Origin of the sequence: Acinetobacter larvae (assembly GCF_001704115.1) — a bacterium.
Classification (GTDB): Bacteria; Pseudomonadota; Gammaproteobacteria; order Pseudomonadales; family Moraxellaceae; genus Acinetobacter; species Acinetobacter larvae.
Genome location: NZ_CP016895.1, coordinates 2028233 through 2043584, shown reverse-complemented (window position 1 = coordinate 2043584; position 15352 = coordinate 2028233). Strand labels below are relative to the sequence as shown.

Annotated in this window: 10 protein-coding genes and 1 pseudogene; 2 read left to right on the top strand and 9 right to left on the bottom strand. The window is 39.1% G+C overall.

The window, feature by feature from the left end; genetic code table 11:
- Positions 1-33: 33 nt before the first annotated feature.
- Both sstT and BFG52_RS09265 read right to left on the bottom strand, forming a co-directional pair.
- Positions 34-1233, bottom strand: a complete 1200-nt coding sequence (gene sstT / locus BFG52_RS09270; protein ID WP_067555095.1) for a serine/threonine transporter SstT — start codon at positions 1231-1233, stop codon at positions 34-36.
- A gap of 226 nt (positions 1234-1459) precedes the next feature.
- Positions 1460-3190 (bottom strand): SulP family inorganic anion transporter, encoded by a 1731-nt coding sequence (locus tag BFG52_RS09265; RefSeq protein WP_218921007.1) that lies wholly within the window; start codon positions 3188-3190, stop codon positions 1460-1462.
- A gap of 414 nt (positions 3191-3604) precedes the next feature.
- On the opposite strand from BFG52_RS09265, the gene BFG52_RS09260 reads away from it, so the two are divergent.
- A complete protein-coding gene (locus BFG52_RS09260; RefSeq protein ID WP_067555092.1) occupies positions 3605-4753 on the top strand; it encodes a diaminopropionate ammonia-lyase in 1149 nt (382 codons plus the stop codon).
- A gap of 192 nt (positions 4754-4945) precedes the next feature.
- On the opposite strand, the gene BFG52_RS09255 is transcribed toward BFG52_RS09260, so the two are convergent.
- From BFG52_RS09255 to BFG52_RS09240, 4 genes and pseudogenes are all read right to left on the bottom strand, one after another.
- Positions 4946-6442 (bottom strand): nicotinate phosphoribosyltransferase, encoded by a 1497-nt coding sequence (locus BFG52_RS09255; protein ID WP_067555088.1) that lies wholly within the window; start codon positions 6440-6442, stop codon positions 4946-4948.
- Positions 6443-6576: 134 nt separating this feature from the next.
- A complete protein-coding gene (locus tag BFG52_RS09250; RefSeq protein ID WP_067555085.1) occupies positions 6577-7455 on the bottom strand; it encodes a phosphoribosyltransferase family protein in 879 nt (292 codons plus the stop codon).
- Positions 7456-8074: 619 nt separating this feature from the next.
- Positions 8075-9219, bottom strand: a protein-coding gene (locus tag BFG52_RS16885; protein ID WP_099092664.1) for an IS3 family transposase whose coding sequence is annotated in 2 segments (ribosomal slippage) — positions 8075-8967 and positions 8967-9219 — 1146 coding nt in all. Because the reading frame shifts where the segments join, the coding sequence is not laid out codon by codon here.
- Positions 9220-9327: 108 nt separating this feature from the next.
- A pseudogene (locus tag BFG52_RS09240) lies at positions 9328-9798 on the bottom strand (transposase); the annotation flags it as partial.
- A 352-nt stretch (positions 9799-10150) separates the two neighbouring features.
- Here BFG52_RS09240 and BFG52_RS09235 point away from each other — a divergent pair.
- Positions 10151-10747 (top strand): hypothetical protein, encoded by a 597-nt coding sequence (locus BFG52_RS09235; RefSeq protein WP_067555082.1) that lies wholly within the window; start codon positions 10151-10153, stop codon positions 10745-10747.
- Between the two features lie 182 nt (positions 10748-10929).
- Here BFG52_RS09235 and BFG52_RS09230 read toward each other — a convergent pair whose 3' ends face one another.
- From BFG52_RS09230 to BFG52_RS09220, 3 genes are read right to left on the bottom strand one after another with little or no spacing between them, the layout of a single operon-like run.
- Positions 10930-12003 (bottom strand): fimbrial protein, encoded by a 1074-nt coding sequence (locus tag BFG52_RS09230; protein ID WP_067555079.1) that lies wholly within the window; start codon positions 12001-12003, stop codon positions 10930-10932.
- Entirely contained in the window at positions 12003-14576 is a 2574-nt protein-coding gene (locus BFG52_RS09225; RefSeq protein ID WP_067555076.1) for a fimbria/pilus outer membrane usher protein, read from the bottom strand. The genes BFG52_RS09230 and BFG52_RS09225 overlap by 1 nt, the downstream gene beginning before the upstream one ends.
- Entirely contained in the window at positions 14576-15337 is a 762-nt protein-coding gene (locus tag BFG52_RS09220; protein WP_067555073.1) for a fimbrial biogenesis chaperone, read from the bottom strand. The genes BFG52_RS09225 and BFG52_RS09220 overlap by 1 nt, the downstream gene beginning before the upstream one ends.
- Between the last annotated feature and the right edge of the window lie 15 nt (positions 15338-15352).

Below are 15352 nucleotides of genomic sequence, written 5' to 3'. Positions count from 1 at the left end.
TTGCTTCAAACTTTTCAGTTTGCTGCAAAAGATCTACTGCTTGGCAAGATCCACTGCAGCAATAAATAAGATATCTGTTGATGAGTTTAGTGCGGTTTCAACAGAGTCTTGAATTACACTAATTACCATACCAATCGCAACCACTTGCATGGCGATTTCAGTGGGTATTTTAAATAAGCCACAGGCTACAGGAATCAGTAGCAAAGAACCGCCCGCTACGCCTGATGCGCCGCAGGCAGTAATGACCGCGGTGATACTCAGAATAATCATGGTACTGATATTGACATCAATATGTAGGGTATTGACAGCAGCTAAAGTTAAAACCGTAATGGTCACAGCAGCACCAGACATATTAATGGTTGCACCAAGAGGCACAGTAACGCTGGATAGAGTTTCATTCACTCCGAGCTTTTTTGCAAGTGCTAAATTTACTGGAATATTTGCTGCAGAGCTTCGAGTAAAGAACGCGGTTATACCACTTTCACGTAGACACTGAATCACCAACGGAAAAGGATTTTGTCGCATAACCAAACCCACCATAATGGGGTTAATGATGAAAGCAACAAACATCATGGTACCTACTAGCACTAAGATTAAATGCCCATAGCTTTTTAAAGTTGTCATACCTGCATCAGCAAAAGTCACCACCACTAAACCAAAAATCCCAAGTGGTGCAAAATTAATGACGATTTTAATAATATAACTAATCGCATTGGATAAATCGCCAATCATGGTTTTAGTGGTTTCAGCACTATGACGTAATGCTACACCGAGGGCAATTGCCCATGCCAAAATACCAATAAAATTAGCTTCACTAATCGCAGTGACAGGGTTACTAATAAAGCTTAATAATAAATTTTTTAAAATTTCTGCGACACCCGATGGTGCTTCAATCGGCGCAGCTAAATTTGTCGATAAAATTAATTGGCTAGGGAATAATATACTGCTCGCTACCGCACTAAGTGCAGCAAAAAACATCCCCAATAAATATAGAAGCATAATCGGTTTGAGTTTTTCACCGCCACCTTGATTGATTTTAAAATTGGCAATCGAAGACATCACCAAGATGAAAACTAATATTGGCGCAACTGATTTCAAAGCTTTAATAAATAGCTCACCCAATAAACTCACATAGGGACTAGCTTCTGGGAAAAAAAATGCAACATTGATACCGATTACAATAGCAATCATAATCCGAACGACAAGACTAAGACGGGCAAGGGCTGAAAACATAATCGAGCCTTATTTAAGTTATTGGGGCAAAATTGCTGGCTATTCTATACTGATTTATCCCGAATAAAACAAGAAAATCGTTGTCAACGCATATTCTATTGAATAAAAAGCATATCTTTAGTAATTTTTATGCAATAAAACCCGAGTATAGAATCGACAGACTGGGCGCAATGAATCTAATTGCAATGCCTAGCGCTAATCTTAGTGCCGAGTTATAGAACCTACTTCACGGTGGTGATGATCCATCCTGTTGCAATTGTTGTACAGCTTGGTAATGGGTTAAAAAGAATTGCCCCGTTAAGTCTTGTGGAAGTGTTGAATACTGTAATTTATCCATGACAGGTCCTTTCACTTCGGAGAAATGTAAGGCGATATCGAGCTTTTGTAGCTGGTGGTTAATATCTTCTAAGCTTTCTAAGGCACTGAGATCGATATTACTAATACTCGAACAATTGATAATAACGTGTTTTAAGCCATTATGCTGGCTGACTGTTGCAATAATAAATTCTTTGAGCGTATGTACATTGAGGAAGTTAAGGCTTTCATCTATACGAATAGAAATCAATTCTGGTGTAGTAATCACCTGATGGCGTTGTATATTTCTAAAATGCTGTGTACCTTGTACACGACCAATTACGGCAATATGTGGTCGGCTGACACGCCATAACATCAATAAAAAGGTAGAAGCAATTCCTAAGATTAAACCCGTTGAAATATCGATAAACAACACCGCAAAGAAAGTAATCCACATGGCAATACCATCTGCCTTAGAATAGCGCCAGGTATCAATAAACGGTTTGAAATCTACCAATTTCCAAATAGAGACTATAATGGTAGCAGCCAAAACCGTGAGTGGTAATAATTGTAGATATTGGCTTAAGTAAAAACTAGCAATCATCATCATGATTGAAGAGATAAAACCGGCTAATGGTGTTTTAGCACCCGCATCGGCATTTACCACGGTCCGCGATAAACTTCCAGTGACCGGAAATGCAGCACTAATGCCGGCGCTTATATTGGCAACACCGAGTGCAATAAGTTCTTGGTTACTGTTGAGCTGATGACGGTTTTGAAAGGCTGTGGCTTGTGCAATCGAAATAGATTCAACAAAACTCACCATCGCGATCATAAATGCACCCGGTAACAGTTGTAGTAGCATTTGCCATGACCAAAAAGGCATAGCGATGGGGGGCAATGCGGCAGGAATTTCCCCCACTACCTGAATGCCATATTCTGGTAAAGCAAAAACATAGGTAATGATAATAATCAAGATAATCACCAATAGCGGGATTAACTTCAGTACAATGGCTAAAAACTTATTGGGTAAAATATGCCCAAAACGGGTATGACGTAATAATTGCGGTAAACCTAATAATAATGCAATGGTTGATAAACCCAATGCCAAAGTCGCTAAATCGATAAAGCGCCAATAATGATAAAAACTAGTGAGAAATGCAGCAAGATTTTCGATGTCGAGCGGTATTGCCAAGAATAATTTGAACTGACTCAGTGCAATTAATAGTGCAGATGCAATAATAAAACTTTTAATGACGGGATGACTAATCAGACGAATCAAAAAACCAAAACGGAAAATACCCAATAGTAATGAGATCAATCCGACCAGTAAAGCCAATAAACACGCAGCTTGGATATAAGTTGGTGATCCAATTTGATAGAGGGGATTCAGTGTGGCGTAGACCATCATAGAAATAAGTGCCACAGGACCAATCGATAGCGTTGCGCTACCCCCCAAACAAGCATAGACCATCATCGGCAGTACGCTGGCATATAAACCTGTAATTGGCGGAAGACCAGCAACGATGGCATAGGCCATACCTTGCGGAATTAAGATCGCAATGACGATCAATGCGGCAATAAAATCAGCTTTAAATTGGCCGCTGTCATAACGTTTCAGCCATCGCCAGGCAGGAAATATAGTTGCTAGATCGAGGCGCAAGGTGCATACAACCCTAGAAAAAGATGAACTGCATTATTATGCAAGCAGACAATTGAAAAGTCATGTTTTAATCGATGATTGTGATTTAGCCAACAGAGCAGTAAGAGAAGCATTCAAAGGCACTGAAGTGGCACTATAAATAGCCTAAGACCTAAGTAAAGAAAGATCGGATACTCCCAATAGCGATCTAAATACTAAATAGCAGAGCAAATAGCGCCTGATCAACTCATCACTCCGAAATTATCCCAAGCAAAAAAGTTGCACAAAAAGCGTAATTAAGCAAAAAAATTGCAGACTGATTAGGCAATATAAGATAAAGCTGCATTTTTGATTTAAGTGAATGATTAATTTTGACTTTTTGGGTGGTGATTGCCAAGCTTTAGATCAAATAGCAGCGAATAGATAACATCATTTATGATTAGCAGTAAAATTAATCCACACCGAAAAGCGCATCATAGTGCGTTATTTAATGTAGCAATTGCACAGCAAATCCGTGGTTTACACGAAAAAATGCCGCAATACCGTAATACGCCCTTATTGAGTTTACAGAATTTGGCAGATCATCTGGGGCTCAAGCATATTTATGTGAAGAATGAAGCTGATCGATTAAGTTTAGGTGCATTTAAAGTTTTGGGAAGTGCTTATGCCTTGGCACGTTTGCTCAGTGAAAAACTGGCAATTCCTTTGGCTGATTTTGACTTTGAACAGATTGCAAGGGATCATGCACAGTCGATGGTTTTTATTACTGCTACCGCCGGAAATCATGGTCGTGGAGTGGCATGGATCGCCCGTGAAATGAAACAAAATGCAGTCATTCTCATGCCCAAAGGTTCATCACAAGCAAGCGTCGATAAAATACTGGCATTGGGCGCAAAATGCCACGTGAGTGATTTAAATTATGATGATACTGTGCGCTTGGCACAGCAATTGGCAGAACGTTATCAATGGGTTTTGGTCCAAGATACAGCATGGGAAACCTACCAAGAGATTCCAACATGGATTTCTCAGGGCTATATGACTATGGCAGATGAAGCGATACAACAGCTTTTATATATGGATTTAGCTCTGCCGAGTCATGTAATGTTGCAAGCTGGGGTTGGGGCAATGGCTGGTGGGGTATTGGGCTATTTGCTCGATCGCTTAGAGAACACAGCATCGGCCCCTTTAACAGTCATGTTGACCGAACCACAACAGGCGGCGTGTTTATTGCATTCTGCCCAGCAACCACAGGCAATACCAGTTGCGATTACTGGTGCATTAGAGTCCATCATGGCTGGGTTGGCATGTGGTGAGGTGAATCCTGTTACGTGGCCAGTATTAAGAGATGGCACAAGCATCTTTACGGCAGTATCGGATCAATTGACGCTACGAGGGATGGATTTATATGCTCATCCCATTGCAGGTGATCCTATTATTTCGAGTGGTCCATCTGGTGCCGTGACCCTAGGATTATTAGATTATATCTGCCGTGCCAAAGACAATGCAGCGATGCAACTCAAACAAGACTTTGGTTTAAACCAAGACAGTGTGGTGTTGTTATTTAATACAGAGGCTGCATTGTAAAACTACAATCCTTTGGCTCAAACTTGAACGGTGCAAGTCTGAAAAACTGAAATTTTGCGTTTGAAAATATTTCGATATGCATCTATAGCTTAAGCTACACGCGTCCCTGGTTGTAGACCTGTGCGATAAGCTTAAGCTGTTAGTTTACAGGATAAGGTATTCTATATTGATTCTTCATTAAAGCACAAAATATTACAGTGCTTCATTTAGGCGCTGTCGTATCTCTGCCAAGCGATGTTGAATATATAATTGCCCATTTTCAAATACTGTGTGTAATTCACCTAGCTGTTCTTGCTCTGGGCTTTGTTGATCAAAGAGCACATAACCATTCGTATTTTTTTCAACGCGCAGTAAACCTTTGGCAGATTTCTTAGTGCCATTATCGGTGATTGGGTCTTTGACTAAATCGCGTGCCACACCATTCACTTGCCCCCAAGTTGCTTTTACGGCGAAACCAAAACTATCACGGGTTATATAGTTATAAGTATAACTGCCGATGCCGAAGACTAGGTTGTTGGAGGCAAAACCTTGGGCTTCAAGTTGCATTAAAATGGCTTGTGCACGCGCTAAGGTAATGGAGTCACCATAAATTAATCCAATTCGTTCATGGAGCACCTTATAGCCTTTTGCTGTGGTTTGACCGCCAAATATTTCCCATAAGCACTGTACAGCACCTTTATAGGCTGGGCTATTTTGTGGCGCATCGGGATCACCACAAATAATTTTTATAGGGTCGCCTGAGTCTGGACGAAATACAACTTTTGCCAGACCGAGTGCATTGGGTTGGCGATTTAAAATATCTTGCTTTAATTGCACACTGAATTCGGTGATTACACGCCAGAAATCCCAAGTATCGGAAACAATACTGACAATCCCGCTTGGATATAAATCACAGATTAAGCGTCTAAAAGTTTCCAGTTCATGGTCTTCATTGCCCATGCACATCACGCTATGTTCTGTTGCGGGTACAGAAACCCCAATCACACCCTCGGCTTGATAATATTCTTCAACATAATCAATTGCAGCAACAGCATCTGTGCCAATAAAACTGGTTAAATGTCCTGCGCTGGATTGTGCTGCGTCATAAATACCACTCATACCACGACTGCTAAAATCATGGGCTTGTAGTATGACATTGTCGATTGGTGCTGCGGTTTTGTGTGCATATTGGGTCAGTAGTCTTTTGTATTCAAAAGCAATAGTGGCAGTAGTACAGCTTTTCCATAGTTCAGCACTGAGCACAGTTTCAATATAATTGGTTAACCAGAAAAATTCTGGCTTAGTATTGATGATGGTGAGTACGGGTACCCGCATATTAACCCGTGTACCTTCAGGAAGCGCTTTGATTTTAAGCGGTAAATAACCTAGGTCATGCAATGCTGCGATATGTTCTGTCGGAATGGCAGCTTCACCCAAAGCTAAGTCCATACGGCGCTGATAACGAGACAATACTTTTTCTTTATCCTGTTGAAAAAAACCTTCATTCCATGTCTCTATCAAGAAGTGTTGGATAAAACCTTGCAGTCCAAAGAACACAATTTTGTCATCAGAATCTGGCAACATCACCGCTAAACGTGCAGAGCGAGCTGTGAAGTTGGCATAAACATATTCTGTACCTTGAGGATATTGGCGTCTATGATCCGCTTTATAAAAATCAATGGCATGTAGTGGGTTAATTTGAAAGCTCATTTATTATTCTCCGAGATAATTGCTACGCAATATGATGCTTGAGATGGGGCTAAGCCGAAGCTTTGAGGCAAAGGGTGTACCGTAGGCTGTGATTGTTCAGACATTGTTTTTGAGCATGTATGGCCGATATCATATTAAAGTGCTTCAAAATCAATAATATTTAAGTGAGGGTGCTGGACTTGAGGACGGCTATTGCTACAAAATACTTGCTCTATTAACCCATCAAATACCTCGAGCCCGCGACTAAAGATGCCGTGTGTTACATATAAAACAATATGTTGGCAGTGCAGCGCACGTAGTTGTTTGGCAATGCCGATAAAGGTTGCACCACCATCGCAGATATCATCACAAATGATGGCGGTTTTGCCTCGCAAATCTTTTGCGTGTAAACAGCTAGACGTAATTTTTCCACTGCTGGGATCACGGACTTTATCGCAATAGATGACCTCAATGGCTTGTTGTCGCAATGGATTAAAATGCGCTGCAATGTCTTGGCTACGTGTGATGGCACCCTGATCAGGACAGACCAAAATGCTATGAGGGGCGGTTAGTAAAGCGCTTAACTCAGCGTCATGTTGCATGATTTTTGTTGCTGGAATATGGGTAATCTGATGAAAAGACTTGAGCTGTTGCAGTAAGTGTAATGTTACATCACTATGTACATCCCATAAGATAAGTTCTTTCTGATGTGTTGCAATTTCTTGATTGTCCAATAAGCGACAAAAAACTTGTAGAGAGAAGGCTTGTCCATCTGTGCATACCCGATCTTGTCTGGCGTAGGGGAAATAAGGAATTTCAAGACGAATATTTTTTTGATGTTGAATCAGAATATCTTCTAATAATAAGTAATCTAAAATGTCATGGCTTTGTAGTAGCTCGGCACGAATATTCACGTTTGGAGCGAGTGTTTTTAAGTCGTTAGGATCGAGTTGAATGTGGCGTTCACCGCCTGAAAATTGTTTAAAGTCGATGTTAGTCTTTTGCTTATTGGAAGAAAGTAATTGGATCGGCATAATATTTACTCTTTATAGTGGCTTAAAGCCAATAAACATATATTGGCATAAAGACACCTTTGTATAAAATAGCTATTTACATAAATTAACAATTGTTTGAATAGGGTGGATTAAGGCTCGTTTGCTTATCTCTTATTGCTTATTTGAATAGGAAGACGATGTATTATTATTTTAATGCAAATACTATGGTGCTCAGAGTACCGGGCAAGCTGTGATATTGTCGAAAAGTACTTTGTAATCACAAGAAAATCAAAGACTTTTAATTTGAAGTGGGTTTTAAAATATATTGTGAATATGCAAAAACAAAATAGTTAAGCCTGACCTATCATAGCTCAGTTGTACTGAATGGATGGGGTGATGACATGCCGAGTCTTTTTATTACTTATTTCTGATGTCTATGTGCGCAACTGAATCTTCAGTGCCAGTGATTCGGCAATCTACAATAAATGGTGACAACGATCTTGACACGTCCCCGCTATTTAAAAAGATGGTTTGTTTTAGAAAACAATTAAGTAAGGAATATGTGATTTAGAAGTGGCCCAGGAAATTTGATGTGGCTCCGTTAATTAGACCACTAAAACCATTTTTATAAGTAATAAATCCACTCTAAATATTCAAATTATGCTGCCATTAATTTTGGTAAATGTCGATCATAGAATTCATCTGGTGTTGCTTTGTTTAAACTTGAGTGTGACCGTTTTTGATTATAAAACTTGAAATAATCAGCGATCGATTGCTTCGCTATTTTAACCGTATCATAAGCCTTTAAATAAACTTCCTCATGCTTCAAACTGCGCCACAACCGCTCAATCATGACATTATCCATCCATCGCCCTTTACCATCCATGCTAATGCGGATATTACGCAATTTCAGTTCATTCAAGAACGCTTCGCTTGTAAATTGACTGCCTGAGCGGCACTGCTGCGCAAGGGTGTTAAACACTTCAGGGCAACCATATTTAACAATTGCTTCTTGTAAAGCTGCTATGCAAAAGTCCGTTTCCATACTAATAGAAACACGATGAGCCAAAACCTTGCGGCTATGCCAATCCATAATCGCACATAGATAGACAAAGCCCTTTGCCATCGGAATGTACGTTATATCTGTACACCAGACTTGATTAGAACGCTCTATAACCATGTTTTTCAACAGATACGGATAAATACGGTGTGCAAGATTTGGCTTGCTCGTATTCGGCTTAGGATACAAGGCATGTATTCCCATCAAGCCCATTAAACGCCGGACTTTACGCCGACCAATTTGATGCCCTTGACGTTGTAACATGTCACGTATCATTCGACTGCTCATAAACGGGTAATCGAGATGAATTTCATCGATCAGACGCATCAAACTCAAATCGGTTGATGAAACCTCTTTAGGCTTGTAATACAACGTACTACGATTGATCTGAACCAATTGTGCTTGTTGTCGCACCGAAAGTTTATGGGTCTTATCGATCATTTTTTGACGCTCAGTTGCCCTGTTTTTCTGAGCGCACCCTCTAAAAAATCAATTTGCAGTGCCTGATGTCCGATTTTGGCATGTAGGGCTTTTAGATCAATATCAGGTTCTTTATTTGGGCATGCCTGATCGAAAATGCTGCTTGATTGTTCAAGCAGTTGGTTCTTCCAGGCAATGATTTGATTCTGATGCAAATCAAACTCAGTAGAAAGCTCAGCGAGGGTATGATCGCCTTTGAGTGCAGCAAGTGCAACTTTAGCTTTGAACTCTGCTGAGTGGTTACGACGTTTTCTTCGTGTCATCTTTGACTCCAAAAACAAGCATTTCCCATGCTTATTGGGGAGTAGAATATCACTTATAGCCATGGTCTGAAATCTTGAGTCCACATCGTTTAAAAGCACAGTGGCAAGATGTTCATCTTGCCACTGTGCTTTTAAACGACTAATCGTATTCGAGGACAGACCTTGAGCATGTTCTCCAAGTAAGGCAGACAATGCTTCTTGGTAATCACCTGTGGAGATACCTTTTAAGTAAAGCCAAGGCAGTAGCTCCTCTACAGACCGTGTTCGCTTTAAATATGGTGGCAGTAATGAGCTATTGAAATGAATACCGGAACCACTACGATCTCGGACTTTAGGAACCTTGATTTCCACATCGCCAATGCCTGTTTGGATCGTGCGTTCAGGTAGATAGCCATTACGGACCACAGCTTTACGCCCATCATCTAGCAGTAGGTCTTGATGTTGTTGTAAAAGAACGTCTAGCTCAGCCTCGACAGCTTGAGCAATCAGCGCACGAGCACCACTTCTAAGCAAGGCAGAAAGTGGATCTGTTTCAATTTGTTGTGGCTGTTCAACCACGGATAGTTTAGAATTTTTCATAGCGTGTCCTTTGTGCTTTGTTCCGGCAAGAACTGTACTTAGGATACGCTACCTGATTTTCTCATACACCAGAAATGACTATAACTCCAACCGAATTAGATTACAGCACAAAGTCCTCTATTAGCAATGAAAAAATACCTTATTTATTGGACGAAAACTTAAAACATCAGCTAGATATGCAATCATGTAGTACATTTGTGATGTGTTTAGCTAATTTATAGAAATAGCTCGGTTAATATAATATATTTTCAAAATACTCAAACTGCAATGTGAAAAACCATATCAGTACTGTCTGTTCAATCCATAATTTTATAGCTCTAAGATTTAGTTGCTAAAATGTTTAGAGGAAAAAATGAAAAAAGCTTTGGTATCCATTACTTTTTTGCCAATACTATATTTGGCTGCTTGTAGCGCATCGAATCATATGTGGACGCAAACAGCAAATAGTGTGGGTGTACTCGCAGAGATTTTGAACGATGCCAACCCCTTCCTTGAAGAATCTAATGAATGGGAGGCTTATGGTATAAAAATGGCGCAACAAGACTTGTCCTATGTTCCTGCAAATTCAGCTGAGCAAGCTTTTGTCAGTAAAAAAATGGATCAAGAGTATCCTGCAGCAATCAATCGTCTAGCGGCAGCTTTTACCCGAACAGACAAAGCGCGTGAAGAATTGGCAAGAGAAAATCAGGGCTATCGTTTTAAATATAATCATGTGATTACGGTAAAAGATAAAAAGACGCAGCAGACTATAGGGTATTGTGCCAATTATGATGGTGATCGTTATCGTGAGGGTAAAATACTGCCTGAAACAGATAAAACACGAATAAGAAAAGATTTTGTTTTTATGACTCAGGATAAACCTTTATCGCTAACCACATCGAATAAAACCTTTATAAAAAGAGTTTGTGGTGAAGATTTTTATCGAAAATATAAAGATCCCCGAGAATAACTCATCACAAAAATCGATCTTCATGATAGAGCCCAAGTTGAGGATATAATGTTGAAGAGGCTGGTGGCATTGAAGCTAAATCATTTCAATAAATCAGAATCAATCGAATAAATAGGCTCACTCATCATATACTGTCGGACTAAAACTTGAGCTTCGGCAGTATATGATGAATGAGCCTCGTTCTATTTGTAAACCACGCTAAAAATCGCTTGACCATTGACTTTACCTGCGACCGTGGCTTGATTATTGCTCTTATAATAATTTACTCTAAATTGCTTTAATACCGTATTTTGTGAGGACGTTCCCGTAAATTGACCATAATCAAAATTATTTTGAAAGCTTATAGCTTGATTGGTTTTTACATCATATATTTTTAAAGCAACATTGCTGTTTTTATTGGCATTGCTCAAAATGTTGGAGTTGTTATTTAAATTACTACTGTCAACGATTTTAGCGACCAGTTTTTTACCACTTGCTTCTGTTGGACATCGCGTGGTAATGGTGAAATTGGTCGTACCAGCCTCATCGCCACTTTTCTTTAGCGTGTTAGCAGACAAAGTCGGCAGAGTAATGGTTTGACTATTGACACTACAGGTGGGGAATACGGGAGGATTATATTGGAAGCTTAAGTAAGCAACTTGCTGGTCACGGATAACATTATTATTATCTTGAGTTAAAGACAAATATAATGTGCCTAATTTTAGATTATTGATATTAATCTTAGTCGTGGGTTCTTGGTCAAAAATAATATTCGGCTTTATAATGGCTATACCTTGTGTTGATGATTCATTTTTTCCTGAAACGTTATTATAGAATGTAATTCTTGATGAAATATTGTGAAACTGGCTGCCACTTTTATTTTCTCGAATTTGAAAGGTGATATAACCATGCGCATTGGCAAATGCGTCATTGCTGCCGATTATTTTATAATAAGTCCTTGATGCAATGTTTAAGCTTTTTGCCAAATCTAGATTGCTTGATGATCCGTCTATATTGAAATATGAGCTTTTGTTTTTTGCACTATTATTTGCGATCATATTGATACAGTCTACGAGTTTACTGGCTGTATATTGTCCTGTTGCTTCAGGAGTCGGGGTATAGACACCATTGGTAATTTTGTTAGAAATATTCGCAGTAATGGTTGTAACATTTGCAGATAAGCTGTCTCTATTGCTATTACAGGGTGCTGCCCAGAGGGATGGAGCATAAATCAGCGTTAAAATAATGCTTATTGCAAATAAATAGGTGCTTTTCATTATTTGCACTCCACTTCGATAGATTTATAACCTGTCTTATTAATATGTACTGGCTGTGAGATTTGATCAATATGACAACTGTGTTGATTATTGCTTCCCCATTTGACTTGAATTTGTTCGTCTAATGCTTTGGCATCTTCTATAAATAGTAAGTTGGACTGTCCAAACATCGCCAAAGGGCGACCTTCTCGGTTTTTAACTTGTGTGCCAATAGGAATTTTTTGCTTGGGATGCACATTCACTTTCAATAAGATATTGCTACTCCGTTTGGTTTCAAATTCAATCAAAGTACTACTAAATAGACGTGGCGTAACGTATGTTTGGTTAGATTTAAACTGTAAGTCGACAGGAAGATTATTGCCATTCATTGCGATTTCATTGTGATTATAGGCAGAGATATTGGGATAAATAGCATTGCCAAAACGGTCTAATTTTACTCCCCATGCATTTTGTACATCGGCACCTTTGGCATCATTGGCATGAATAATGGTAAATGTTTCTGAAGGTTGGTTACCTAGTGTAATACCTTTAGGATGTGCAACAATTGCTCCCTTTGCCGATAATCCCAATTGCTTTTGTTGTGAGCCAAGACTTGAAATAATACCCAGTTGCATCTGTGGTAATAAATAATTGGCGTGGGTCGATAAGGTTTGTTGATGCTGATGATCTTGCCACTGACTTTGCGTAGAGAGTCCATAATTGAGCTGATTATGCTGACCATACACACCGGATAAGCCTAGAATAGCCGTGCTTTGATTATTTTGACCATATTGGTGTTGAATATTACTATTAAATTGGGTGCGTTTGTTTTTCCATTCTAATGGCATACTGAAACTTAAAGAAATACGTCGATCTTTATGTTGTTGAGCAAGCAATGCTGAACTTTGATTGATACTCAAAGCATAGCTCAATTGCTTCCAACGATTAGAATAACCTATATCATATTGCTTAAAGTCTTTGGTTTGTTGCCAATATTGCTGATGAGATAATCTTAAGTATAAAGTGCCGAATTTTTCTTTAAATAAGTTTTGATGAACGGAAAGATTAAAACGTTGTTTTAGCCCATAACTCAAATAGAAAGCATCACGTTCAGTTTGGTCAAGTTCATTTGGATTAACCAATGACATGCTATTGCTCAGGCTTAAAAAATGTTTATTTTGATACAGTATATCTGTATTGAGCGTAGTCCCAGATTTAACAAAATTATATTGATAGGCAACTTTATATTTTTGTCCTTGGCGCTGATGTGGTTTGAGCTGTGTTTTACTAAATTCACTTTCAAGATTAAAACCACCGATAGCGGTATTACTACTCAAGCCCAGTAATAGGCTTTTATAAGCTTTACTGACATTTGCACCCGAATAGGTACTGAGGTAATTATTGATCCCATACTCAATGCTGGCTTGCGCAATAACATCATTCAGGCTTTTTTGATTGAGTTTATAACGTCCTGCAGCAAAATTATAATTAAACTGATCGACGCGAAGCAGGTTAAAATTTCCTTGCATTGGAACAATAAAACCATGTTGCTCACCACCATTTTCGGTGACCAGCACAGTTAAATCTCCATTGTTTTGCATGAGCGTGAGATCATTAATTTCAAAACTACCTGCTGGCACCGTACGCTCATATAATATGCGACCATTTTGCGAAATAGTCACAAGCGCATTGGTATTGGCGATACCTTGAATTAAAGGTGCATAGCTTCGTTGTGACATTGGACGCATATTCGTGTCGGAAGCCAATTGTGCACCAATAATAGTTGCTGATTCTAAATGCGTTGGTGTGGTGCTAAATTCACCCAGCATTAAACGTGATTTTAACGCTAAAATGTCAGTCGATAGGGCATTGAGGTAAGATTGATATTGTCCTAAAGTTGTGTCTTGGGTGGACTGGAAATTTCCAGCATGTCTAAAGTTGAAACCTGCAATGTTTAAGCCCGCAGCTAAACCAAGATAAGTGTTTTGCTGCGTCTTTTGGGGGGCGGTATTGTGTTTGGATGAGCTGAGCTGATTATGATGCACGTTAAAATCATAGTTTAAATACGCTGCTGTGACGCCCTTATCAAACTGTGATGGTGCAATATAGCCGGCAGGGCGGTTATTGCTAATATTTAGGGGTAAAGAAATATACAGTGATAAGTTTGCAGCATCATAGTCAAAATAGGCATCTGCACTGAGATCTTTAAGGGTTAAACAGTCCTTTTGAGGGAGTTGTTTTAACAGATCAGCACGTAAATCGAATAACGACAATAAGCTTTCATCAACACATAGAGTTGCACCAGCACTGGCATCTAAATGGTCGAATTTAATCGTTAATGGTCCCAAGACTTTTTCATTTACTTGGGTCTGAAGAGAATAAATACCGGCAGTTATTGTTTCGCTAGAACTAAAATGATTTAAATCGATTTCTTTGTTCTGGCTACCAAATAAACCGCGTGCATCAAAGCTATAAAGCTTAGATTTAGATGGATGATATTGAATAGTCTGTAATGATGCAGATTCTAAATTATATTCATGAGCGAGTGCTGATTTTGTACAGCATAGCAAAATAATTTTGAAATAATATTTCATTAAGGGGTACTTTCTATGTGTTTTTCGAACGCTAAAGTGCCACCAAAATCATTAATCAAACTATATTTGACTTGCTTGAGGTGCATGGCATCTGGAAGTCGAATAGATTGTTGTGAAAATGGTGCCAGCATAAGTGTTTCGCTATATGCTGTTTTTTCAGATTGAGGGTTAAACGTTAAATCACTAAAGTTAATAAAATAGGGGCTTGGATTGGAAATATGGAGCAGTTGCTGTGCACTAGAATAGTTAAAACCCAGTGTCTCATATGCTTTTTCGGGGGAAGCTTTTAATTTTTTAGGTCGATAAAATACTTTGATACGGCTACGGATAGAAACTTGCAGTTTATTTTCTTCTTGATTTTCTTTATGACTATTTTCTTGATTGTTTTCATCTTGCATTACCGTTGTTGCAGGGATATCTAAAATATTAAACCAATATAAACTTTCACGATCTTGGGGGAGTTGATCGGTTTCTTTGGCAATCAGCCGAATCATTTGACCTTTTTGTGCCTCAATTCGAGTTAATGGTGGAGTCAGAATAAATGGAATACGATCTGCATCGGGTATGTCATTGGCATCGCCATCGTCTAGCCATGCCTGTATTAGGGCTGGTTGATCGGATGGGTTATTCAGTTGAATGGTTATACTATTTTGCTGAGCAGGAAAAATAATACGTGTACCAGTAATGGTGACGCCGGCAAATAACGTTTGAGTTGCAACAACATTTACGAGCAAAGCATAAATACTATGATGAATACGCATTATTAATCCTACCCA